Annotated in this window: 23 protein-coding genes and 1 pseudogene; 16 read left to right on the top strand and 8 right to left on the bottom strand. The window is 64.6% G+C overall.

Features of this window, described 5'->3' with window-relative positions:
• A pseudogene (locus tag D1Y85_RS27320) lies at positions 1-312 on the top strand (hypothetical protein); the annotation flags it as partial.
• Between the two features lie 514 nt (positions 313-826).
• Here D1Y85_RS27320 and D1Y85_RS17350 read toward each other — a convergent pair.
• Entirely contained in the window at positions 827-1,372 is a 546-nt protein-coding gene (locus D1Y85_RS17350; RefSeq protein WP_124152311.1) for a redoxin family protein, read from the bottom strand.
• A 139-nt stretch (positions 1,373-1,511) separates the two neighbouring features.
• Between D1Y85_RS17350 and D1Y85_RS17345 the strand changes: the two genes are divergently transcribed.
• The gene (locus tag D1Y85_RS17345; RefSeq protein ID WP_246024951.1) at positions 1,512-2,144 is read left to right on the top strand and encodes a hypothetical protein; all 633 of its coding nucleotides are present in this window, start codon (positions 1,512-1,514) and stop codon (positions 2,142-2,144) included.
• A gap of 347 nt (positions 2,145-2,491) precedes the next feature.
• Here the strand turns inward: D1Y85_RS17345 and D1Y85_RS17340 are convergent, their stop codons facing one another.
• Together D1Y85_RS17340 and D1Y85_RS17335 are read right to left on the bottom strand one after the other, a co-directional pair.
• On the bottom strand, positions 2,492-4,036 hold the full coding sequence (locus D1Y85_RS17340) for a YifB family Mg chelatase-like AAA ATPase (RefSeq protein ID WP_124152310.1): 1,545 nt from the start codon (positions 4,034-4,036) through the stop codon (positions 2,492-2,494).
• A gap of 130 nt (positions 4,037-4,166) precedes the next feature.
• Entirely contained in the window at positions 4,167-4,424 is a 258-nt protein-coding gene (locus D1Y85_RS17335) for an accessory factor UbiK family protein (RefSeq protein ID WP_028227733.1), read from the bottom strand.
• A 545-nt stretch (positions 4,425-4,969) separates the two neighbouring features.
• Here D1Y85_RS17335 and D1Y85_RS17330 point away from each other — a divergent pair.
• The 7 genes from D1Y85_RS17330 to ptsP all read left to right on the top strand — a co-directional run bounded on the left by D1Y85_RS17330 (position 4,970) and on the right by ptsP (position 12,763).
• Entirely contained in the window at positions 4,970-5,308 is a 339-nt protein-coding gene (locus D1Y85_RS17330) for a P-II family nitrogen regulator (RefSeq protein WP_124152309.1), read from the top strand.
• A gap of 127 nt (positions 5,309-5,435) precedes the next feature.
• Positions 5,436-6,911: an ammonium transporter gene (locus tag D1Y85_RS17325; protein WP_124152308.1), complete on the top strand. Its 1,476-nt coding sequence runs from the start codon at positions 5,436-5,438 to the stop codon at positions 6,909-6,911.
• Positions 6,912-7,201: 290 nt separating this feature from the next.
• Positions 7,202-8,491 carry a glutamate--cysteine ligase gene (gene gshA / locus D1Y85_RS17320; RefSeq protein ID WP_124152307.1) on the top strand — a complete coding sequence of 430 codons (1,290 nt, stop codon included), beginning with the start codon at positions 7,202-7,204 and terminating at the stop codon, positions 8,489-8,491.
• Positions 8,492-8,596: 105 nt separating this feature from the next.
• Entirely contained in the window at positions 8,597-9,550 is a 954-nt protein-coding gene (gshB, locus tag D1Y85_RS17315; protein ID WP_124152306.1) for a glutathione synthase, read from the top strand.
• Between the two features lie 437 nt (positions 9,551-9,987).
• Entirely contained in the window at positions 9,988-10,461 is a 474-nt protein-coding gene (locus D1Y85_RS17310; RefSeq protein WP_124152305.1) for a PTS sugar transporter subunit IIA, read from the top strand.
• Between the two features lie 78 nt (positions 10,462-10,539).
• Positions 10,540-10,809: an HPr family phosphocarrier protein gene (locus tag D1Y85_RS17305; protein WP_124152304.1), complete on the top strand. Its 270-nt coding sequence runs from the start codon at positions 10,540-10,542 to the stop codon at positions 10,807-10,809.
• A gap of 214 nt (positions 10,810-11,023) precedes the next feature.
• On the top strand, positions 11,024-12,763 hold the full coding sequence (gene ptsP, locus D1Y85_RS17300; protein WP_124152303.1) for a phosphoenolpyruvate--protein phosphotransferase: 1,740 nt from the start codon (positions 11,024-11,026) through the stop codon (positions 12,761-12,763).
• A gap of 66 nt (positions 12,764-12,829) precedes the next feature.
• On the opposite strand, the gene D1Y85_RS17295 is transcribed toward ptsP, so the two are convergent.
• From D1Y85_RS17295 to gpmA, 3 genes are all read right to left on the bottom strand, one after another.
• Positions 12,830-13,585, bottom strand: a complete 756-nt coding sequence (locus D1Y85_RS17295; RefSeq protein WP_124152302.1) for a HesA/MoeB/ThiF family protein — start codon at positions 13,583-13,585, stop codon at positions 12,830-12,832.
• 153 nt (positions 13,586-13,738) lie between these two features.
• A complete protein-coding gene (locus D1Y85_RS17290; protein WP_124152301.1) occupies positions 13,739-15,304 on the bottom strand; it encodes a S41 family peptidase in 1,566 nt (521 codons plus the stop codon).
• Between the two features lie 407 nt (positions 15,305-15,711).
• Positions 15,712-16,458, bottom strand: coding sequence for a 2,3-diphosphoglycerate-dependent phosphoglycerate mutase (gene gpmA, locus D1Y85_RS17285; protein WP_124152300.1), 747 nt, complete (start codon positions 16,456-16,458; stop codon positions 15,712-15,714).
• A gap of 233 nt (positions 16,459-16,691) precedes the next feature.
• Between gpmA and D1Y85_RS17280 the strand changes: the two genes are divergently transcribed.
• From D1Y85_RS17280 to D1Y85_RS17260, 5 genes are all read left to right on the top strand, one after another.
• Positions 16,692-17,117 (top strand): rhodanese-like domain-containing protein, encoded by a 426-nt coding sequence (locus tag D1Y85_RS17280; RefSeq protein WP_124152299.1) that lies wholly within the window; start codon positions 16,692-16,694, stop codon positions 17,115-17,117.
• Positions 17,114-17,377 (top strand): glutaredoxin 3, encoded by a 264-nt coding sequence (gene grxC / locus D1Y85_RS17275; protein ID WP_124152298.1) that lies wholly within the window; start codon positions 17,114-17,116, stop codon positions 17,375-17,377. Before D1Y85_RS17280 ends, grxC begins: the two co-directional genes overlap by 4 nt.
• A 200-nt stretch (positions 17,378-17,577) precedes the next feature.
• On the top strand, positions 17,578-18,045 hold the full coding sequence (gene secB, locus D1Y85_RS17270; protein ID WP_124152297.1) for a protein-export chaperone SecB: 468 nt from the start codon (positions 17,578-17,580) through the stop codon (positions 18,043-18,045).
• 26 nt (positions 18,046-18,071) lie between these two features.
• Positions 18,072-19,073 (top strand): NAD(P)H-dependent glycerol-3-phosphate dehydrogenase, encoded by a 1,002-nt coding sequence (locus D1Y85_RS17265; protein WP_124152296.1) that lies wholly within the window; start codon positions 18,072-18,074, stop codon positions 19,071-19,073.
• Between the two features lie 54 nt (positions 19,074-19,127).
• A complete protein-coding gene (locus D1Y85_RS17260) occupies positions 19,128-19,664 on the top strand; it encodes an O-acetyl-ADP-ribose deacetylase (RefSeq protein WP_124152295.1) in 537 nt (178 codons plus the stop codon).
• 18 nt (positions 19,665-19,682) lie between these two features.
• On the opposite strand, the gene trmL is transcribed toward D1Y85_RS17260, so the two are convergent.
• The gene (trmL, locus tag D1Y85_RS17255; RefSeq protein WP_124152294.1) at positions 19,683-20,153 is read right to left on the bottom strand and encodes a tRNA (uridine(34)/cytosine(34)/5-carboxymethylaminomethyluridine(34)-2'-O)-methyltransferase TrmL; all 471 of its coding nucleotides are present in this window, start codon (positions 20,151-20,153) and stop codon (positions 19,683-19,685) included.
• Between the two features lie 70 nt (positions 20,154-20,223).
• Positions 20,224-21,009, bottom strand: coding sequence for a ComF family protein (locus D1Y85_RS17250; RefSeq protein WP_124152293.1), 786 nt, complete (start codon positions 21,007-21,009; stop codon positions 20,224-20,226).
• A 121-nt stretch (positions 21,010-21,130) separates the two neighbouring features.
• Here D1Y85_RS17250 and D1Y85_RS17245 point away from each other — a divergent pair, with 121 nt between their 5' ends.
• On the top strand, positions 21,131-22,108 hold the full coding sequence (locus tag D1Y85_RS17245) for a methyltransferase domain-containing protein (protein WP_124152292.1): 978 nt from the start codon (positions 21,131-21,133) through the stop codon (positions 22,106-22,108).
• A 282-nt stretch (positions 22,109-22,390) separates the two neighbouring features.
• A complete protein-coding gene (locus D1Y85_RS17240; RefSeq protein ID WP_124152291.1) occupies positions 22,391-22,867 on the top strand; it encodes a DUF2244 domain-containing protein in 477 nt (158 codons plus the stop codon).
• Positions 22,868-22,923: the final 56 nt, after the last annotated feature.

The raw sequence follows: 22,923 nt of genomic DNA, 5'->3' as shown, positions 1-22,923 counted from the left end.
CAGACGGACCAGACGGACCAGACGGACCAGACGGACCAGACGGACCAGACGGATCAGACGGATCAGACGGATCAGACGGATCAGACGGATCAGACGGATCAGACGGATCAGACGGATGACGCCCGGAGCGATCCCGCCGCGAACGGCGAGACTGTGGCCGAAGCCAACGCGCAGCCCGTGAAATCGCTCGTGTGTGGTGCGCTGGGACTTGACCGTCCCGACCGGCCTGCCGACCCGAACCTTGCCTATACAGCGGGCCAATGGATTGCGGCGGGCATTACGCTGGGCGGAATCATTTCCCTCATGGTGTGAGCGCGAGACGTCGTGCATTGGCGACAGGGGCACTCTTGCCTCTATGCACAGGACGGTCATTACGTCGCGCAGTGGAAGTGAGGAGTCCGCTCAACACGCTGTTTGGACGCACGTCGTCGCTCTCAAATCGAATCAAGGTTTTCTCGTTATATCGCGTGTCGATTGCCGGTGCGGGTGAGCGCTTGCCGCCTTCGTCATGCGATTTGCGTTAGCGATACGTTCAATAATATTTCGGAATACTTTTGAAAAAATAGGGCGGGGCCGAAAAGGACTTATTTTTCGCCGCCTCGATCCTGCAGCACGTCGCGATACGCGGAACGCGACATCGCCGCACGCCCGGTCAGCGAGGCGCAGGCCGCCGCTCAGTTGCAGGTGGCGAAGGTCGCGCTCAACGAGAGAGTCTGCCGCTACGGAACAGCGGTGCGCGGCGACCCGAAAACGCGCGACTGAAAACAAAAACGGCAGCGGGAAAGCCGCTGCCGTTTCCACGACGTGAACCACACATCAGGTGCGCTCAGGTAGCAAGCGCCTTCTGCAGCAACTGGTCGAGTTCGGAGAACTGCGGCTCGCCGACGTACCGCTTCAGGATCTTGCCGTTGCGATCGATGACGAAAGTGGTCGGCGTGAGCTGCACATTGCCGAACTGCTTCGCCGCCGAGCCGTCGTCCATTGCGACCTTGAACGGCAGATTGCGCGTCTGCGCGTAGTTCGCGACGTACACGGGCGCGTCGTAGTTCATCGCGACGGCGACGAATTCGAGCCCTTCGCCCTTGAAGCGGTTGTAGGTCTGAACCATCTGCGGCATTTCGTGCATGCAGGTTTCGCAGCTCGTCGCCCAGAAGTTGACGAGGTAGACCTTGCCCTTCAGGTCGGCGGTGGAAATCTTCTGGCCGGAGAGCAGGGTGAACGTCGCGTCGGGCACGCGCTGCTGGCTGCCGAAGAAGGCGAAATATCCGGCAATAGCGACTGCGCCGACGATCAGCACAGCGGCAATGCGGTAAATCGCGCTCATGCGGCGCGTATTCGGGGCAGACGGGGGAGTCGGGGAGGCAGCAGTCATGGTAGGAATCTCGGACGCCGAAATGCAAGCCGGAATATTCTAGCGCCGATTTTCCCGGTATAGGGTTTGCAGCCTTCGATGCATCGGGCCGGCAACGGATAATGTTCCGTACCTTTCACTGCCCCGATCCTGACGCCTCATGTTACTGACCGTCTTTCGCCGTGGCCGCAGCTCGTCGCTGCGCCCGCTCCGGGGGCGCCTCTACGCTTCTTCGCGCGGCCGTCGTGCCTCCGCGGTCCGCATCGCGGCGCTTGCGGTGCGCCTCTCTGTCGCGGCGGGGATACTGGCGGCCTGCTCGCCGACCTACGACTGGCGAACCGTGTCGAACGACGTGAGCGGATACAGCGTGGATCTGCCTGCGAAGCCGAGATCGGAACAGCGCGACGTCGAGATAGGTGGCACGCCGATGCACATGCGCATGCAGACCGCGGAGGTGAACGACGTGCTCTTCGTCGTTGGAACGGTGGCCCTGCCGGACGCCCGATCCGAGACGCAGCGGCAAGCACTCACGTTCTTGCGCGACGGGCTGGCGCGGAACGTGGGCGTGGCGCCTGATGCTCGCGACGTGGCGGTGCCGGTGGCGACGGGTGGGGCAATCGGGGGCATCGAAATGCGGCTTACCGGCAAAGCGGGGGAGAAGGGAGAAACCCGTACGATCCACGCCCGCCTCGTAGCGAAGGGTACGCGGGTTTACGAGGTTGCCATCGTGGGCCGTGCAGAGCCGTCGGTCGAGCAGGTCGACCAGTTTTTCCGGTCGTTCAGGCTCTATTAATTGCGGACGACTACCGGCGCAAGTGAAAGTTCCATCGCAACTATTTGCGCTAGTGCCCGGATTTGATTGGGTGTTTACGGGTTACCCACAGATCCTGTGGGTAACTTTGTGGAAAAGGTCGGCGAACTGCCCGCAGAGGCCCGCCCTGTGGGCTTTCTGTTATTTTGCACGGCTTCTCGGCAATTCTTAAAGTTCATTTAATTCAATGACTTGCGGAGCATGATTCGAGTGAATGAGCGTTATGCACAAATTAGTGACCGATATGACGCAGTGTGCATAAGTCAAGTCTTGACAGTGTGTTTTTGACGTTGTGGTGACATTCGCGAAATTGGGATGCTTCGCCCGGACTAGCGGTCGGCAAGCGCGCGGCGATACTGGATTGCTTCCGCGATGTGGGCCGCACTGGGCATCAACGCGCCTGCGAGGTCGGCAATGGTGCGCGACACCTTGAGCACGCGGTAATACGCGCGCGCCGACCAGCCGAACCGTTCGCCGGCCTCTCGCATCAGCAATTCACCAGCGGCGTCGGGACGGCAGACCTCGTCGGTGTCGCGGCCGCTCAATTCCCGGTTGGTTTTTCCCTGACGCAACAACTGGCGTTCGCGTGCCGCTTCCACGCGCGCTGCGATGACCGCACTCGATTCGGCGGGCGTGTTCGCACGGGCCGCGAGTTCGGCGGGCGGCAGCGCGGGGATTTCGATCTGGATGTCGATGCGGTCGAGAAGCGGTCCCGACAGCTTGCGCAGGTAGCGCGCCGCACCTTCAGGCGTGCAGCGGCAGCGCCCAGAAGGATCGCCGCGCCACCCGCACGGACACGGGTTCATCGCCGCCACGAGCTGGCACGCGGCGGGGAAATCGGTCTGCCACGCAGCCCGCGAGATCGTGATCGAGCCCGCTTCGAGCGGTTCGCGCAGCGTCTCCAGTACGTGACGCTCGAATTCCGGAAGTTCATCGAGGAACAGGACGCCCAGATGGGCGAGCGTGATCTCGCCCGGCTGCGGAGGATTGCGCCCGCCGATCAGGGCCGCAGCACTCGAAGAATGATGCGGCGCGCGAAACGGCCGCCGCCGCCACTGCTGCGGCGAGAAGCCGATCGCGCTTGCCGAGAGCAGCGCGGCCGAGGCGAGCGCTTCGGCATCCGTCATCGGCGGCAGGAGGCCAGGCAAGCGCGCCGCGAGCATCGACTTGCCCGCGCCGGGCGGTCCCACCATCAGCATGTGATGTCCGCCCGCCGCCGCGACTTCCAGTGCGCGCCGCGCTCCGCGCTGGCCGATCACGTCCGCCATGTCGGGTGCAGCGGCAGATGCGCCTGCGTCGAGTGCGCTCGCGCGTGTGGGTGCGAGCCGTGCCCCCTCGACGCCGCCGAGATGTGCGCAGAGCGTGCGCAGATCGGCGGCGCCGAAGACGTCGACTCCGGGCACGAGCGCGGCTTCGTTTGCGTTTTCCGCAGGTAGATAGAGTTGGGGCGGCGGTATCGAACCCGTCTCACCAGTAGCCCCTCGCGCCGTGCCGCACGCCATGGCGAAGGCACCGCGCATCGGCCGCACGGCACCGGTCAGTGAGAGTTCGCCGGCGAATTCACGATGGTCGAGCGCAGCGACGGGGATCTGCCCGCTCGCCGCGAGTATGCCGAGTGCGATCGGCAAATCGAAGCGTCCGGACTCCTTGGGCAGGTCGGCCGGGGCGAGATTGACGGTGATGCGGCGCACGGGAAAATCGAAACCGCAGTTCTGCAGCGCGGCGCGCACGCGTTCGCGGCTTTCGCGAACTTCGAGATCGGGCAGGCCGACGATGGAGAACGACGGTAGCCCGTTGGCGAGATGGACTTCGACGGTAACTTCCAGCGCGCGGCCAGAAGCCGGCGCGCGCGAGCGCACCACGGCAAGCGACATGGGATTCTCCGAAGGAAGGCGCCCGGGCAGTGCAAGCCTGCCACCGGCGTGAACAGGCCGTGACGCGCCTTTACGGTTCCATTGCGATTACGCTACGGCTCGCTTGCCGTGAGTGCGTAGACGCAATTGATCAGGATGACTGGCCAGTTACGGGTAGCTTCTGCTCCAGTTCGGCAACGCGGCGTTCGAGTTCTTCGAGGCGCTGGCGCGTGCGCACGAGCACCTGCGTTTGCGCGTCGAATTCCTCGCGCGTCACGAGTTCGAGCTTCGAAAAGCCTTGCGAAAGCATTGCGCGCACATTGCGCTCGACATCGCGCGCGGGCGAGTTCTTCAGCAGTTCGCTGACGCGGTTCTGCAGATCATTGAATACATCGTTCGGTTGTTTCATTCGTTTCCCCTTCGCTGCACAAAATATGTGCATGTTTCGTTTCGCCTGTGCGTTGCACCCGCTTGCACCCGTTTGCACCCGCTTGTGAGCGATCTTGGTGCGGACCTGCGTTCGCGGCGACGTCCATTAGTGCATCAAACGCGTGTTCTTGTCCGCCGCGAATCAGCGGGCTGCGAGCACGCGCGCCGAGCCCCGCAGTGGGCCCCGCAGTGGGCCTGTCGTGCGGCCTGCGCGCCCGCACAGCCTGAGGACACTGTAGCAACGATCCCCCTGCGACGCCACCGCGCAGACGCTTCACTGGCCATCAGGCCAGGGCCTGTGCGGCGCGCCTGCATGCCCCGCGGACCCGCATTGTCCACGCCTTGCGCGATTGTTGCAGGCAAGCGCGTCAACGTGCCGCCGTCAGAAGGTGGCACGAGTGTTGCTAATACTGCCGCGCGCACCGAATAGCAGTTGGCTCGCGGCGCGTCGGCGAGGTGTGACCCACCCACCCGGCGCCCGTTGCATATGCAAACAACGGATGAAGCAACCACAGCGAGGACTACATGAAACTCATTACAGCAATCATCAAGCCGTTCAAGCTCGATGAGGCGCGGGAGGCTTTGTCAGCCATAGGCGTCTCGGGGATCACCGTGACTGAAGTGAAAGGGTTTGGCCGCCAGAAGGGGCACACGGAGTTGTACCGCGGCGCGGAGTACGTCGTCGACTTCCTGCCGAAGGTGAAGATCGAGGCTGCCGTCTCGGACGAAATCGTCGAGCAGGCGATCGAGGCGATCGAGCGCGCGGCCCGCACCGGGAAGATCGGCGACGGCAAGATTTTCGTTACGGCGGTCGAACAAGTGATCCGCATCCGCACCGGCGAGACCGGCGCTGACGCCCTGTAACACCGGACTTCGTTCATGGGACCAGGGTAAGGCGCCATGGGATCTGAGTAACGCTTGCGCGCCCGCTCAGGTCGACACGCCAACGCTGGTCGACAGCGACAGACACAAGAGGAAAGAGGAAACCAAGATGCGTAAATTTTTGATGTCCCTGCTGATGGCCGGCTCGTTGCTGGCCGGCGGCATCGGTGCCGCGCTGGCGGACGACGCGTCGGCCCCCGCCGCCACCGCGCCCGCTGCGGCGAGTCCCACCGAACAGGCGGCGGCTCCCGCTGCCGCGCCCGCTGCCGCGCCCGCAGCCAGCGCCCCCGCTGACGCATCGGCTGCGGCCGCGGCCTCCGACGCGGCGCCCGCCGCGCCGACCGCGCCGTTCTCGCTCGATTCGTCGAAGATCAACTCGGGCGATACCGCGTGGATGCTGGCCTCCACCGCGCTCGTGTTGTTCATGACGATTCCGGGTCTCGCTCTCTTCTACGGCGGTATGGTCCGCAAAAAGAACGTGCTCGCGACGCTCATGCAGAGCTTTGCGATCACCTGCCTCGTCACGGTGATCTGGACCGTGGTGGGCTACAGCCTCGCGTTCACGCCGGGTAACGCGTTCATTGGCGGCTTCTCGCGCGTCATGCTTCATGGCATGAACTACATCCATGGCGACAAGGCGACGACGCTCACCGTGAGCCACCTCGCGCCGACCATCCCCGAGACCGTGTACTTCGTCTATCAGATGACGTTCGCGATCATCACGCCGGCGCTCATCACGGGTGCGTTTGCCGATCGCATGAAGTTCTCGTCGATGCTCGTCTTCATGACGCTGTGGTCGATCATCGTCTACTCGCCGGTCGCGCACATGGTCTGGGAACCGACCGGCTGGCTCGCCTCCGCTGGCATCCAGGACTTTGCCGGCGGCACGGTGGTGCACATCAACGCGGGTATCGCGGGCCTCGTTTGCTGCCTCGTGCTCGGCAAGCGCGTCGGCTACGGCAAGGATGTCATGGCTCCGCACAATCTCACCCTGACGCTGATGGGTGCAGCCATGCTGTGGGTGGGCTGGTTTGGCTTCAACGCAGGTTCGGCAGTCGCAGCGGACGGCCGTGCCGGCTTCGCGATGCTGACGACGCAAGTCGCCACCGCCTGCGCCGCGCTCGGCTGGATGTTCGCGGAGTGGATCGCCAAGGGCAAGCCGTCGGTGCTCGGCATTGCTTCGGGCGCCGTTGCGGGTCTCGTCGCGATTACGCCGGCTTCGGGCTTCGTCGGCGTGACGGGCGCACTCGTGATCGGCGTGGCGGCGGGCGTGATCTGCTTCTGGTCGGCCACGTGGGTCAAGGGCAAATTCGGCTATGACGACTCGCTCGACGCGTTCGGCGTGCACTGCATTGGCGGCATCGTCGGGGCACTCCTGACCGGCGTGTTCGCGGTGAAGGACATCGGCGGCGCCGATGGCAGCGTTCTCCTCCAGGCGAAGGGCGTCCTGACGACGCTGGTCTACAGCGGCGTGGTGAGCTTCATCCTTCTGAAGATCATCGACATGGTGATGGGCCTGCGCGTAACGGAAGAAGAAGAGCGCGAAGGCCTCGACGTGATCCTCCACGGCGAACGTGTCGAATAACGCACTCCCCTCAAGCGTTTACCTGAACGGGTAAGCAGCGCTCCAAGTCTGGCCCGCCTTACACGGCGGGCCTTTTTTCTTTTCGGGCGCCGCTTGCGCCCATTGCACACGCGGGCTGGCGCGGTCCAGAATGCAATAAAGGGCAGGGCATGTCGATCCGGTGCGCGTACCTGCCTGCAGACCTTGCGGCTTGTAAGGTTGTTCGGTCTTGCATCGCGCGGAATCGTCCCCATATAGGCTCCCGGTTTCCCTGCAATCTTTCATTGCTCAAAGTCCGCGAGTACGAGTTTATGGTCCCGCACCTGGTTACGGCGTTGAATGGCCCGCTTCTCGAACTGGAGCAGCGCATCCTCGATGCGACGCCCGCCATCGAGCGCTGGTTCCGGCTCGAATGGCAGGAGCACACGCCCCCGTTTTATTGTTCGGTGGATCTGCGTAACGCCGGGTTCAAGCTCGCGCCCGTCGACACCAATCTCTTTCCCGGCGCCTTCAACTGCCTGCCGCAGGAAGTCTTGCCGCTCGCCGTGCAGGCCGCGATGGCCGCGATCGAGAAAATCTGCCCCGACGCGAAGAACCTGCTCGTGATTCCCGAGCAGCACACGCGCAATGCGTTCTATCTGGAAAACGTCGCGCGGCTCGCGACGATCATGCGCCAGGCCGGCCTGAACGTGCGCTTCGGCACGCTCGACGAAACCATCGCCGGTCCGGTGACGATCTCGCTCGCCGACGGCCAGAAGATCGTGCTCGAACCGCTCGAACGCACGCCGCGCCGCCTCGGGCTGAAGAACTTCGACCCGTGCTCGATTCTTCTGAACAACGACCTTTCGGGCGGCATTCCGGCCGTGCTGGAGAACCTGCACGAGCAGTACCTGCTGCCGCCGCTGCACGCGGGCTGGGCCGTCCGCCGCAAATCGACCCACTTCTCGTGCTACGACGACGTGGCCAAGAAATTTGCAAAGATGGTCGGCGTCGATCCGTGGATGATCAACCCGTATTTCGCGCACGTCGAAGGTGTGGATTTCGAAGCGCGCACGGGCGAGGATGCGCTCGCCACGGCGATCGATGCGGTGCTCAAGAAGATCGCGAAGAAGTATCGCGAGTACGGCATCACCGAAAAGCCTTACGTCGTCGTCAAGTCCGATGCGGGCACCGATGGCCGCGGCGTGATGACCGTGCACGACGCGGCCGAGGTCGCCGCGCTCACGAAGCGCGAACGTGCGAAGATGTCCGCCTCCAAGGATGGACTCGAAGTGCGCGACGTGATCGTGCAGGAAGGCGTCTACACGTTCGAGCGCATCGGCGACGAAGTGGCCGAGCCGGTCGTCTACATGATCGACCGTTATGTCGTTGGCGGTTTCTATCGCGCGCACGGCAGCCGCGAGCGCGACGAGAACCTGAACGCGCCCGGCATGCATTATGTGCCGCTCGGTTTCGAGCACACGGCGCTGCCCGATACGCGTGCAAAGCCCGGCGCCGCGCCGCCCAACCGGTTCTACATGTATGGCGTGGTCGCGCGGCTCGGGCTGCTGGCGGCGTCGGTCGAGCTGGAGAAGACCGATCCTGAAGCGATCCAGGTCTGAGACCTGTGCGCTGGTGCGCGCCGCCGGTGCACGCACTGAACGCTTTTCGGGCATTCTTTCGCATTACGGATAAACAGCGCCCGTGACGGGCGCTACAGGGATTTCATGGACATTCTTTTCATCGCCGATCCGCTCGAGCGGTTCCGAATCTACAAGGACTCGACCTACGCGATGATGGCCGAGGCCGCTCGGCGCGGCCACAAGCTCTACGCGTGCGAGCCGCAGCACCTCGCATGGGTCAACGGCAAGGTCGAGGCGGATGTGCGGCACTTCGAGATTGTCGGCGACGGGGCAGACCTGCATCGCGAGCGCTGGTACGTCGCGCAGAAGGCGTCGCGTGAACTCACGAGCTTCGACGCGATCCTGATGCGCAAAGATCCGCCGTTCGACATGGAGTATGTGACGTCGACATGGCTGCTCGAAATGGCCGAGCGCGCGGGGGCGAAGATTTTCAACCGTCCGCAGGCGATCCGCGACCATTCGGAGAAGCTCGCCATCGGCGAGTTCGGGCAGTTCGTCGCGCCCACGCTCGTCACGCGCAACGCCGCGCGGTTGCGCGCGTTTCACGAAGAGCATCAGGACGTGATCCTCAAGCCGCTCGACGGCATGGGCGGCATGGGCGTGTTCCGCGTGAAGTCCGACGGGATGAACCTCGGTTCGATCATCGAGATGCTGAGCGCCGACGGCGCGCGCAGCGTGATGGCGCAGAAGTTCATCCCCGAGATCAAGGACGGCGACAAGCGCATCCTCCTGATCGGCGGTGAACCCGTGCCGTATGCGCTTGCGCGTATTCCGCAGGGCAACGAGGTGCGGGGCAACCTGGCGGCGGGCGGTCTTGGCCGCGCGCAGCCGCTCACGGCGCGCGACTTGGAGATTGCGAAGACGCTCGGGCCGACGCTCGCGGCGCGCGGTTTGCTGCTCGTCGGCCTCGACGCGATCGGTGACTGGCTCACCGAGGTCAACGTCACGAGTCCGACTTGTTTCCGCGAAATCATGGAGCAGACGGGCTTCGACGTGGCCGCGATGTTCATCGACGCGCTGGAGCGCGCGGCGGCTTGAATCGGGCCGTCGCGCCATCATCTTCGCCACAGGGGCGGACAGGACAGCGAACGACGCACGTGCGCGCGGTGCTACGTCCGAGGCAACCCGGATGGCGCACGCCGCTTCCTGTTGTGGCGTGGATGCAGCGCGAGCAAAACCGTTCGGCTCGCGCGAAAATGTCCCTGCTACAATGCCGCGAGCCCGCGTCCCGGGCAGGCGGCCGGGCGTCGGTTACGATGTTCATGGCGCCGCCTCGCGGCGCGTGTTCCGACCCTGTGGGCCCACGGCTGGTCCCAGGTTCGGCGCTGCCGGAAACGATCTACGGGATCGATCCGGGCGATAATTGAAGCCGTTTATTTGCAGTCAGGCTGAAATGAGACTACCCCCATGCTCCCGCTCGTCGCTACTTCCCGCGGGGGTGTCAGTACTCTTGAGGCGGCCCGGCGAGTACTGACATGGCAGGCATTCTGATCATCGCGCACGCACCGCTCGCTACCGCACTTCGCGAGTGCATCGCACACATCTACGGCGGCTGTCCCGCGCGCATTGGCGCGCTCGACGTGCTTCCCGACAGCGACCCGGTTGAGGTCGTCCAGCAGGCCAACGCGGAAATCGAGCGTCTGCGCGAAGAAAACGGCGCGCTCGTGCTCACCGACATGTTCGGCGCGACGCCATCGAACATCGCCGCACGGCTCGCGACGCTCCCGCAGGTGCGGGTGCTGGCGGGAGTGAATCTGCCGATGCTCGTGCGCGCCGTGTGCTACCGCGCCACGCCGCTCGACATGCTGGTCGAAAAAGCGCTTACCGGTGCGGGCAAGGGTGTCCAGTTAATCGGTCCGGCCGTGCCGCCACCGCAGAACGAGTGCGGCTGCGCGCCGGCACCCTGCGGCGAGGCTGTCACCAGTAAGACGAACCCGACCGGCGCGTGAGCGCCGCCCCCGCGAGCTATTCCCGAACCAGCAAACCGAACCAGCCTAAGACCAACACACTGCGCCCGGACCGACCCTATGCTGCAACAAGAAACGACAATCGTGAACAAACTCGGCCTGCACGCGCGCGCGTCGGCGAAGCTGACCCAGCTGGCAGGCAATTTTCAGTCTGAGATCTGGATGAGCCGCAGCGGCCGCCGGATCAATGCGAAGAGCATCATGGGTGTGATGATGCTGGCGGCGGGAATCGGCAGCACAGTGCTGATCGAAACCGAAGGCCCCGACGAAGCCGACGCCATGGGCGCGCTGCTCAAGCTCATCGCCGACAAATTCGGCGAAGGCCAGTGATCCGCGCTTGACGTCGCGCAACGTCATAACGCCGCGGTTCTGCCGCGGCGTTTTTGTTTGTGCTCACGAAATGGGCCATCGCGCGGCGCTGTGTCCCGGCGATCGGGTGTTTGCCAGGCGGCACGCGGGCCGCGCGGAATTTATAATTGGTGCCGGGGTCTGAGAGAGCGAATTGCAGCGGGTTGCCGCGGCATTACATAAAGAGGAGGTGCGCGTGCCGTTCACGCTGCATGGAATTCCCGTGTCACGCGGTATTGCCATCGGGCGAGCCTATCTGATCGCTCCGGCCGCACTCGACGTCGACCACTATCTGATCGAACACGAAAACATCGATGCCGAGATCGAGCGTTTTCGCGCGGGGCTTGCGTTCGTCGAACAGGAACTCGACACGCTGCGCGGCGACCTTGCCGCCGACGCCCCGTCTGAAATGGGCGCGTTTATCGGCGTCCACCTGATGATCCTGCAGGACGCGATGCTCGTCCAGGAGACCATTGACCTCATCCGCACCCGGCGCTTTAACGTGGAATGGGCGCTCACCGAGCAGCTCGAACGGCTGACGCGCCACTTCGACGAGATCGAGGACGAGTACCTGCGCGAGCGCCGCGCCGACATCGAGCAAGTCGTCGAGCGCGTGCTGAAGGCGCTCGCGGGCGCGTCGCCGGCCGTGCTGCATGGCGGCTGCGAGGAAATGATCGTGGTCGCTCACGACATCGCACCCGCCGACATGCTCCAGTTCAAGACGCAGAGCTTCCACGGTTTCGTCACGGATCTCGGCGGACGCACCTCGCACACGGCGATCGTGGCGCGCAGCCTCGGCATTCCGGCGGCCGTCGGCGTGCAGCACGCGAGCACGCTGATTCGCCAGGACGATCTGATCATCGTCGACGGCGATCACGGCATCGTGATCGTCGATCCCGCGCCGATCGTGCTCGAGGAATACACGTACCGTCAAAGCGAGATGGTCCTCGAGCGTCGCAAGTTGCAGCGGCTCAAGTTTTCGCCCACACAAACTTTATGCGGCACGAAGATCCAGCTCTACGCGAACATCGAGCTGCCCGACGACGCGCAGGCCGCGCTCGACGCCGGTGCGACCGGCGTGGGCCTGTTCCGCACTGAGTTCCTGTTCATGAACCACAAGGACCAGTTGCCCGAAGAGGAGGAGCAGTTCTTCGCCTACCGGCGCGCCGTCGAATTGATGAACGGACTGCCCGTGACGATCCGCACGATCGACGTGGGCGCGGACAAGCCGCTCGACGCGATGAGCTCGGGCGATGGCTACGAAACCGCTGCGAATCCGGCGCTGGGCCTGCGTGCGATCCGCTGGAGCCTTTCCGAGCCGCAGATGTTCCTCACGCAACTGCGCGCGATGCTTCGCGCGTCGGCGTTCGGGACGCTAAAGATCCTGATTCCGATGCTCGCGCATGCGCAGCAGATCGACCAGACGCTCGACCTGATCCGCGAAGCGAAGCGCCAGCTCGACGATGCGGGTATCGCCTACGATCCGAACGTCCAGGTGGGCGCGATGATCGAGATTCCAGCGGCGGCGCTGGCCTTGCCGATGTTCCTGCGGCGCCTCGATTTCCTCTCGATCGGCACGAACGATCTGATCCAGTACACGCTCGCGATCGATCGCGCCGACAACGCTGTCGCCGATCTCTACGATCCGCTTCATCCCGCGGTGCTGCAGCTGATCGCACACACGCTGCGCGAAGCGAAGCGCGCGGGCGTGCCGGTGTCGGTGTGCGGGGAGATGGCGGGCGATCCGGCGTTCACGCGTCTGTTGCTCGGCATGGGGCTCACCGAGTTCTCGATGCATCCGAGCCAGTTGCTGATCGTGAAGCAGGAGGTTTTGCGCTCGCAGTTGAAGGCGCTGGAAAAGCCGGTGGCCGATGTGCTCGCCGCTTACGAGCCCGAGGAGCTGCAATCGGCGCTAAAGCGCGTGGTCGAAGCGTAAGGCGTACGGGCCTGGTTTCAGCCAAGTGTCAGCGAAAACAAAAAGCCCCGGCATGCCGGGGCTTTTTCACGCATGACGCTCGCCGCAGACCGGACAGTCCGGCTGCCGCGCGATGCGCATCGTGTTCCATTCCATGCGCAGGGAGTCGAGCATCATGAGCCGGCCGACGAGCGGCTCGCCGATCCCGCCGATCACGCGCAGCGCCTCCGCGGCCTGCATCGTGCCGATGATGCCCACCGTGGGCGCGAACACACCCATCGTCGAGCACGCAACTTCCTCGAACGGCTGATCTTCCGGAAATACGCACGCGTAGCAGGGCGAGGCGGGATTGCGCGAGTCGAACGTGCTGATCTGCCCGTCGAAGCGCAGCGCCGCGCCCGAGACGAGCGGCACGCGGTGCGCGACGCACGCGCGATTGATCGCGTGGCGCGTGGCGAAGTTGTCGGTGCAGTCGAGTACGACCGTCGCAGCGCTGACGTGGGTGTCGAGCCACGCGTCGTCGATGCGCGCCTGCACCACGTTCACCTTCACCTCGGGATTGAGCCGCGCAATGGCGTCGCGGCCCGATTCCACCTTTGCGCGACCCACCGATCCCGTCTCGTGCATGATCTGCCGCTGCAGGTTGGTGAGATCCACGGTGTCGTTGTCGACGAGCGTGAGCGTGCCCACGCCCGATGCCGCGAGATACATCGCCGCGGGCGAACCGAGGCCGCCCGCGCCGATTACGAGCGCGTGCGCGTCGAGAAAGCGCTGCTGTGCTTCGATGCCGATTTCGTCGACGAGGATGTGGCGGGAATAGCGGAGGAGTTGATCGTCGTTCATCGCGATGCGCGGGGAGAGAGGCGTCGCGACCGACCGTGAGTGCGCGGGCGCGCCGTGATTCCGGTTTCGCCGGGTTTCGTTATTGTAGCCGCGCGGGAGGAGTTGCCCCCGGGCCGCCTTGCGACGGCCCGGGGGCGTGTGCTGCGAGAGGGGTTACTTCGACACCGGGGCCGCAGCCGGTGCCGACGCGGGAGCGTCCTTCATGATCAGCGTGGCCGGCTTGACGGCGATCGGCGCGGACGCCGACGTACCGGGCTTCTCTTGCGCGAGGCGGCGCTCCATCGGCGACTTCGACTGGACGACAGGCTTGCCCTGCAGCTTGTTCACGGCCTGCTGGAGCATGAAGTCGTCCTGCGTGCCGAACTCGACCGGCTTGCGGTCGCGTTCCTTCTGGCGCTGCTCGGGCGTCTTCTTGTCGTTTTCCTCTTCGAGCTGGCGCAGCATGTCCATGCGCTCCTGCTCGCGCAGATCCTGCTCCTTCTTCTCGTTCGGATCCTGCGTGTTCGCGAGGTGGTTCGAGTAGTCGACTTCGCGCGTGACGAGTGCGTCGTCCGGGTCGCCGTCGACGTACTGGTCGACCGCGAAGTCAGGACGGATGCCCTTGTTCTGGATCGAGCGGCCGCTTGGCGTGTAGTAGTACGCCGTCGTGAGGCGCAGCGCCGTGTCGGCCGTCATCGGGCGGACCGTCTGCACCGAGCCCTTGCCGAACGTCGTCTTGCCGACGATCAGCGCGCGCTTGTGATCCTGCAGCGCACCGGCCACGATTTCCGACGCCGACGCCGAGTAAGCGTTCGTCAGCACGACCATCGGCACGGTCCTGAACTGGGCCGCTTCGTTCTTCAGTGGATCGCCATCGAACGAGGGCAGGCGGTAGTTCTCGTAGGTGTCGCGATAGACCTGCTTCGAGTCCGGAATCTGGCCGTTCGTCGAGACCACCACCGAGTCGCCCGGCAGGAAAGCGCCCGCGACGCCCACGGCGCTCTGCAGCAGGCCGCCACCGTTGTTGCGCAGGTCGAGAATCAGGCCCTTGAGGTTCGGCTCCTGGCGAGCGATGTCCTGCAGCTTCGCGGCGAGGTCGGGGACCGTGCGCTCCTGGAAGCTCGTGATGCGGACGTACGCGTAACCGGGCTGCAGGACCTTCGCCTTCACGCTCTGCACCTTGATGATGGCGCGCGTGACGGTCAGCGGGAACGTGCGGTCGTCGGTCTTGCGGAAGATCGTGAGCGTGACCTTCGTGCCGGGGTCGCCGCGCATCTGCTTGACGGCCTGGTCGAGCGTCATGCCGCGCACGGGCTTGTCGTTGATGCGCGTGATGAGGTCGCCCGGACGGATGCCGGCGCGGAACGCGGGCGTGTCCTCGATCGGCGAAATCACCTTGATCAGGCCGTCTTCCGACGAAATTTCGATGCCAAGGCCGGCGAAGCGGCCCTTGGTCTGTTCCTGCAGCTCCTGGTAGTCGGTCTTGTCGAGATACGAGGAGTGCGGGTCGAGACTTGCCACCATGCCCTTGATCGCGGCGGTGAGCAGCTTCTTGTCGTCGACCGGTGTGACGTACTCATGCTTGATCTGCCCGAACACTTCGGCGAAGAGCCGCAGCTGATCGAGCGGCAGCGGCTCAGTGTTGGTCGTCTGGGCCGAGGCGGAAATCTGCAGGGATGCAAATACGCCAGTGGCCAGGCCAGCGGCGATCAGGCCGATGTTTTTCAGGTTCTTTCGCATAGAGGTTGTTGCGTGCGGTCGTTAGGTGCCGGGCAGCGTCTATTGGAAAAACGACGGACAAATATGACGGACAAGTATAACTGCACACTTGCCCGTACAGCGCATATGGAACCCGGGATGCGGGTTCGACACCCGACAATGTAGCCGGTTCGACTGAAATCAGACTTAAAGCGCGCGCTGGCGCGAAGCTGGCAGTTTTGCCAGCAAGGCGGGCGGAAACGCGTGAAACGGGTGAATCCCGAGGACCGCGCAAGTGTGAGGAGGGCCGGCGCTTCTGGCGATGAAGCACCGGAGCGCACGGCGGGCGGACCGGCCGGGACCCGCCGGCCGCCAAGGCTGGCGGATCGTCCGGCCGGATGAGAACGGAAAAGCCTGCAACCAGCAGGCAAATGCCGTCAAACGCTCAATTAACCCGCCTTGCCCTGGTTTGCGACGGCGGCCTGTGCCTTCGCGATCGCATCGGCATCGCCCAGATAGTAGTGCTTGAGCGGCTTGAGGTTCTCGTCCAGTTCGTAGACGAGCGGCACACCGTTCGGAATGTTCAGGCCGACGATGTCGTCATCCGAAATGTTGTCGAGGTACTTCACCAGTGCGCGGATCGAGTTGCCGTGCGCGGCGATCACGATCTTCTTGCCCGACTTGATGGCCGGCGCAATCGACTCGCTCCAGAGCGGCAGCACACGGGCGACCGTGTCCTTCAGGCATTCGGTGAGCGGAAGTTCTTCGCGCGGGACCTTGGCGTAGCGCGGGTCGTTGTACGACGTGCGCGAGTCGGTCGGCTCGAGGGCGGGCGGCGGCGTGTCGTAGGCGCGGCGCCAGACGAGAACCTGCGCGTCGCCGAACTTCGCGGCGGTTTCGGCTTTGTTCAGACCCGAAAGCGCGCCGTAGTGGCGCTCGTTCAGGCGCCACGAGTGCACGACCGGCAGGTACATCAGGTCCATCTGGTCCTGGACGTGCCACAGCGTGCGGATCGCGCGCTTGAGCACCGACGTGTACGCGATGTCGAACGTATAGCCGGATTCCTTGAGCAGGCGGCCGGCCTGCTGGGCTTCGAGGTTGCCCTGTTCGGTGAGGTCGACGTCGACCCAGCCGGTGAAGCGGTTTTCCTTGTTCCACGTCGATTCGCCGTGGCGGATGAGTACAAGTTTGTACATGGGGATGCCGGTCGGTAGTGAGGAAGCGGTAATCGGGGACGGGGCGCGCCGTGCCGCCGGGGCGGTCTGCGCGCCTGCGCCAGGTTAGTACCGGGGCGGCACCAGGCTGGCATTCTTGCGCCCGTCGGACCCGGGCAGGGGTGCGCCACCCCCGCGACAAACGGTTATTTTATAATGAGTGGATTGCCTGATCTGGTTTTCCCTCGCTTTCTCTTTTTTCCGGCGGACCCTCCGTGACGTTCTTCACCAATTACATCAACCTTGTACTCATCGCGATCGTCCTCATCTCAGGAGGGTTGCTCCTGTGGCCGACGCTCCAGCGCGGCGGGCGTGGCGGCGTTTCGGCCGCCGAGGCGACGCAACTGATCAACCGCAGCAACGCGGTGGTGATCGATCTGCGTTCCGCGGAGGACTTCGCGAAGGGGCACCTGCCATCGGCTCGCCACATCGAATTCGGCGAGATCGAGGCCAAGGTGGCTCAGATCGGGAAGAACAAGAGCAATCCGGTGTTGCTGGTCTGCCAGACGGGCCAGCAATCGCACAAGGCGCTGCGCCTTGTGAAGGACGCCGGTTTTGCCGAAGTCCACGTCCTGGACGGCGGCGTGAACGCCTGGCAACAGGCCGGCATGCCGGTCGTGAAACAAGGAGGGTCGAAGTGAGCAAGGTAGTCATGTACAGCACGCAGGTGTGCCCGTATTGCCAGATGGCCGAGCGTCTTTTAAAGTCGCGCGGCGTCGAGCACATCGAAAAAGTGCTGATCGACCGGGACCCGACCCGTCGCGAGGAAATGATGACTCGCACCGGCCGCAGGACCGTGCCGCAGGTTTTCATCGGTGAGACGCACGTGGGCGGTTACGATGACCTCTCCGCGCTCGATCGCGCCGGTGGCCTGATGCCGCTGCTCGAAAAGGCGGCCTGAGTCCGGCCGCCGGGCCGCCAGACTTTGTGCGTTTCAGGGTGTCATGCCCGCGCGAGCCGCAATGCCGCGCGGGCTTGTTGTCGTGCAGGACACCGTGACGCACGTTGTACACGCAGTTTCCGCATAGTTTGCAGGTAGTTTGCTAGTCGTTTGCACGCACTTTGCTGCGGCAATCCATTTAATCAGGGAAGCCAATCACCATGTCTGACGAGAACAACCAGCCGTTCTTCAACATCCAGCGCATCTACCTCAAGGACATGTCGCTCGAGCAGCCGAATTCGCCGGCCATCTTCCTTGAGCAGGACATGCCGTCGGTTGAAGTGGAAGTCGACGTCAAGGCCGAGCGGCTCGCCGAATCCGTCTTCGAGATTCTCGTTACCGGCACCGTCACCGCGAAGGTGAAGGACAAGGTCGCGTTCCTGATCGAAGCCAAGCAGGCCGGCATTTTCGATATCCGCAACATTCCGGCTGAGCAGCTCGATCCGCTCGTCGGCATTGCTTGCCCGACGATCCTGTTCCCGTATCTGCGCTCGAACATCGCCGATGCGATCACGCGCGCCGGCTTCCCGCCGATTCACCTCGCCGAGATCAACTTCCAGGCGCTCTACGAGCAACGCCTGCAGCAGCTCGCGCAGGACGGCGCCGCACAAAGCAGCGCCACGCACTAACCCCAGCCACCGGTGCGGAGTACGCAATGAAAGTCGCCGTTCTCGGCGCCGGCGCGTGGGGTACCGCGCTGGCTGGACATCTGGCCCGCGCGCATGACGATACGGTGCTGTGGGCGCGCGACGCCGCGCTCATCGGCACCCTCGCGAAGACACACGAGAATGCCCGCTATCTTGCGGGCGTTTCGCTGCCGTCAACGCTTCACTATGAAACGGATCTCGCCGCCTCGCTCGACCATGCGTCGGGCGAGGCGGCGCTCGTCGTTCTCGCGACGCCCGTCGCGGGCCTGCGCGGCATGTTGCGGACGATGCGCGACATGGGCCGTGTGCCCGCGCACTTCGTCTGGCTCTGCAAGGGCTTTGAGTCGGAGTCGCAGTTGATGCCGCATCAGGTCGTGGCCGCTGAGATGCCCGATCACGGCAGCAACGGCGTGCTCTCGGGACCGAGCTTTGCTCGCGAAGTGGCCGCAGGTCTGCCCGTGGCGCTGACCATCGCAAGCGCATCGGCGGCGTGCCGCGAGCGCACGCTCGGCGCGTTCCATCACCGCGCGATGCGCATCTACACCGGCGACGATGTGGTCGGCGTCGAGGTGGGCGGTGCGGTCAAGAACGTGCTTGCCATCGCGACCGGCATTTCGGACGGTCTCGGGCTCGGCCTGAACGCGCGCGCTGCGCTCATCACGCGCGGCCTCGCGGAGATGACGCGCCTCGGCGTGGTGCTCGGCGGTCGCGCGGAAACGTTCACGGGACTGACGGGCCTCGGCGACCTCATTCTCACCGCCACCGGCGATCTCTCGCGCAACCGCACGGTGGGCGTGCAACTCGCGAGTGGCCGCACGCTCGACGACATTCTCGGCGCGCTCGGTCATGTCGCCGAGGGCGTGCGTTGCGCACAGGCCGTGCTGGCGATTGCCCGTGAACACGGCATCGAAATGCCGATCACGCAGGCGGTGTGTGCCGTGCTGTTCGACGGTGTCGCGCCGCGCGACGCCGTGAGCGCGCTTCTCAGGCGCGACGCGAAAGCGGAGTAGGGCGCGCATCCGGCATCTCGGGCGCTCGCTGCTGCCACGCAGATGGAGGTCGATATGCTCACCATCGGAAACTGCAGGATCGAATCGCGCGTGGCGGACATCACCACGCTCGACGTCGATGCGATCGTCAACGCCGCGAATGGCTCGCTCCTCGGCGGCGGTGGCGTGGATGGCGCGATCCATCGCGCGGCCGGCCCCGATTTGCTGCGCGAGTGCGAGACGCTCGGCGGCTGCGCGACCGGCGACGCCAAAATCACGCGCGGCTACCAGCTTGCGGCGAAGCACGTGATCCACACGGTTGGACCGGTCTGGTACGGCGGCGCTCACGACGAGGCGCGGCTCCTAGCCTCGTGCTACCGGCGCTCGCTCGAATGCGCGCGCAACGCGCTCGTGCGCAGCATCGCGTTTCCGGCAATCAGTTGCGGCGTCTACCGTTTTCCCGCCGACGACGCCGTCGTCATCGCCACGCGAACGGTGATCGACATGTTGCCGACGCATCCGGAACTCGAATACGTGATCTTCGCCTGCTTCGACGACGCAATGCACGCGCGCTACCAGCGCGAACTCGCAGCGCTCACAGGTCGGCCGTGATGCGGCCCCCGCCGCCCTTCATTCGCCGCCTTCGAACCCCGCCTGTCGCCACGCCTCGAACACGACGACTGCAACCGTATTGGAGAGATTGAGGCTGCGGTTGTCCGGCCGCATGGGCAGGCGCACGCGCTGTTCGTTCGGAAACTGGCCGAGCACTGCGTCGGGCAGGCCGCGCGTCTCGGCGCCGAACACGAACCAGTCGCCAGGCAGGAACGCGTGCGCGTAAAAGCGCCCGGAGCCGCGCGTCGTGAACGCGAACATGCGCGACGGATCGGGCGTCTCGGCTGCGAGGAACGCGTTCCAGTCGCGGTGGACGTGCATTTGCGCGTACTCGTGATAGTCGAGGCCGGCGCGGCGCATCTTTGCATCGTCGAGCGGGAAGCCCAGTGGCTCGATCAGATGCAGCCGCGCGCCCGTGTTGGCGCACAGGCGGATCACATTGCCGGTATTCGGCGGAATTTCCGGTTCGACAAGAACGACGTTGAACATGGTGATGACAGTCGATGAAAAGCAGTTGTACCCGTAGTGCCGGTCGTATCGGTTGTACCAATAGGGGGCGTCAGTCTTTCGGCGTGCGCAGCGCGACGAAATTCGTCACACGCCGCGCGCCTGCGGCCTTTAGTGTGTGCGCTAGCGCGTCGAGCGTGGCGCCGGACGTCATCACGTCATCGACCACGCCTACGTGCAGGTCGCGTACCGGTCTGGTCAGCGCAAACGCGCGTTCCACGTTGCGGCGGCGCGTATCGCTATCGAGCCGCGATTGCGCAGCCGTGTGGATCACGCGGCGCACGAGTGTGACGTTGGCGCGTATGCCGAGTGCTTGCGCAAGCGGGCGCGCCATCTCCCATGCCTGGTTGTACCCGCGCTCGATCAGGCGCTCGCGCGAAAGCGGCACCGGCACGAGCACGTCCGGGCGCTCAGAGGGGGCGAGGACGTCATCGGCTTCCTGCGCGAGACGTCGCGCGAACGCGGCGCCCATTGCGAGGCGTGCGCGGAACTTCAGGCCACGCGCGAGCAGGTCGAGCGGCGCCCGATAATCGCCGAGCGCCAGCGTGGCGTCGAACGCTGGCGGTGCCTCCATGCACGCGCCGCAACGGTAACGCGGCCCGCTTGCGCGGCGTCGCGTGCCTGCGAGCGGCATCGCGCAGATGGCACAACGCGTGCGTGGCTCGTTCCAGTAAATTGCATCGCACCCATTGCAAAGGACATTGCGCGACAAATTGCCGCATAATGCGCACAGATTGGGCAGTGCGAAATGGGCGAGCCGTTGCCACGGGGTGTGCCGCACGCTACGACCGACGCGCAAACGAGCAGTACGGCTTGCGCGACGGATAGCGGACAGCATAAGAGACGACGGTGCGGGCGATGGCGCAGGCGACATTGACGGACGGCCCGCGCACGTGCGCGCGAACTGAAACGATGCGAGTGACCGAGTATACTTCGCGGACTTCGCCAATACGACCGACATGTCCCTGTCTCCTACCAGACCCGGCCGTCCGGCCTACGATTCCCGCCATCTGCGGCGCATTTTCGACCGCCGTGCCGCGACCTTCGATGAGGTCTCTTTCCTGCCCCGCGAAATTGCCCAGCGCATGCGCGAGCGGCTCGACTACATCAAGGTGAATCCTTCGAGCGTGCTCGACGTCGGCTGCGGAACCGGCGAGGACCTGCCCCCTTTGCGCGAGCGCTTCCCCGAAGCGCCTGTCTTCGGCACGGATCTCTCCTTCGCGATGCTCGAACGCGCGTTGCATCACGACGCGGGCGACACAAGCTGGCGGCGTTTCTTGCCCGCCTCCATCGGCCGGGCGCTCGGCTCGCGTGGCCCGCGTTTCGCGCAGTCCGATTTCGGCGAACTGCCGTTCGCGCACGGCGCCTTCGAACTGCTCTGGTCGAACCTCGCATTGCACTGGCACCCGCGTCCCGACCTCGTGTTCGGCGAATGGCAGCGCGTGCTCAAGGTGAACGGCCTGCTCATGTTCAGTACGCTCGGCCCCGACACCCTCAAGGAACTGCGTGGCGCGTGGGCCGAAGTCGAGGCCGCGCACGGTGTCCCCACGCGCAAGCATGTGATCGACTTTGTCGATATGCACGATCTCGGCGATATGCTCGTCGAAAACGGCTTCGAGATTCCGGTGATGGACCAGGAGACGATCACCGTCACCTACACGTCCGCCGAGAAGCTCCTCGCCGATGTGCGTCGCTGGGGCGCCTATCCGTTCGAGCGCGATGACCACACCGGCCACGCCGCGCGCCGCCTGCACCGTGCGCTCGCCGCGGCGCTCGAAGCGCGAAAGCGCAACGACGGACCGGATGCCGGCACGATCCCGCTCACCTTCGAAATCATCTATGGGCACGCCTGGAAGGCCGTGCCGCGCACGACCGCAGAAGGTCATGGCATCGTCCGTATCGAGGACATTGGCCGTGGTCCGGCAAGGAGTCGCTGAGACGGTAATGGGGTTTTCTCCAAGGAGCTAACCGGCACCCGAAAAGCGCCCCGCAAAGTATATTGAGATCGCGCAAATCCTTGTCTGGTAAGGGTTTTCAGCGGTCTTGACTCGGCTTGTGGGGGCCAGGGTTCGCGCCTATAATGCGACAGTTTGACACGCAGAAGGGTCCCCAATTCCAATGCGCCTGGGCCTTATCCCTACAGTGTTGTGCGAGGTTGTGCCAGGCGCGGGGCGGCGATAGTCTCAGGTTGTAGCAGTGGTGGGCGGCAGGAGGCAGCGATGCAGACGTCTGATCTGCTGGCGAGTCCGGCGCCGGTCCTCAAGGACTGGACCATGAAGCGCAACTGTTCGGTCTCGCCCAGGCAATTCATGTACTTCTATGTATCGCTGGCAATCGTATCCATTGCGATCGCCGTCCTGCAGTTGATCAACGGCGCCTGGCTGGTGTTGCCGTTCACCGGCATCGAGCTGTTGGTAGTGGGAGGCGCATTTGCCATCTATGCGCGCCATGCTGTCGATTACGAACGAATCAGGCTGTATCCGAACCGGCTGGTGATCGAACAGGTGAGCGCCGACAAGCTCTCGCAGTTCGAATTCGATCCCCGTTGGGTCCGGGTCGAACCGGGCGTGACACCTCGCGATCCGGTGCGTCTCGTGTTCCGCGGCCAGTCGGTTGTCGTCGGGTTGCATTTACCGCAATACCGGCGTGCGCAGTTCGCGCGGGAACTGCGCGTGTGGCTCGCGTGCGGCGTATGAGTGCTGCGAATCGTCCCGGAGGGGCGGGGCGTTCGCCATGGACCATGCGCACGGCG

This window comes from Paraburkholderia dinghuensis (genome assembly GCF_003837865.1).
Lineage (GTDB): Bacteria > Pseudomonadota > Gammaproteobacteria > Burkholderiales > Burkholderiaceae > Paraburkholderia > Paraburkholderia dinghuensis.
This window is presented reverse-complemented; position numbering and strand designations above follow the sequence as displayed.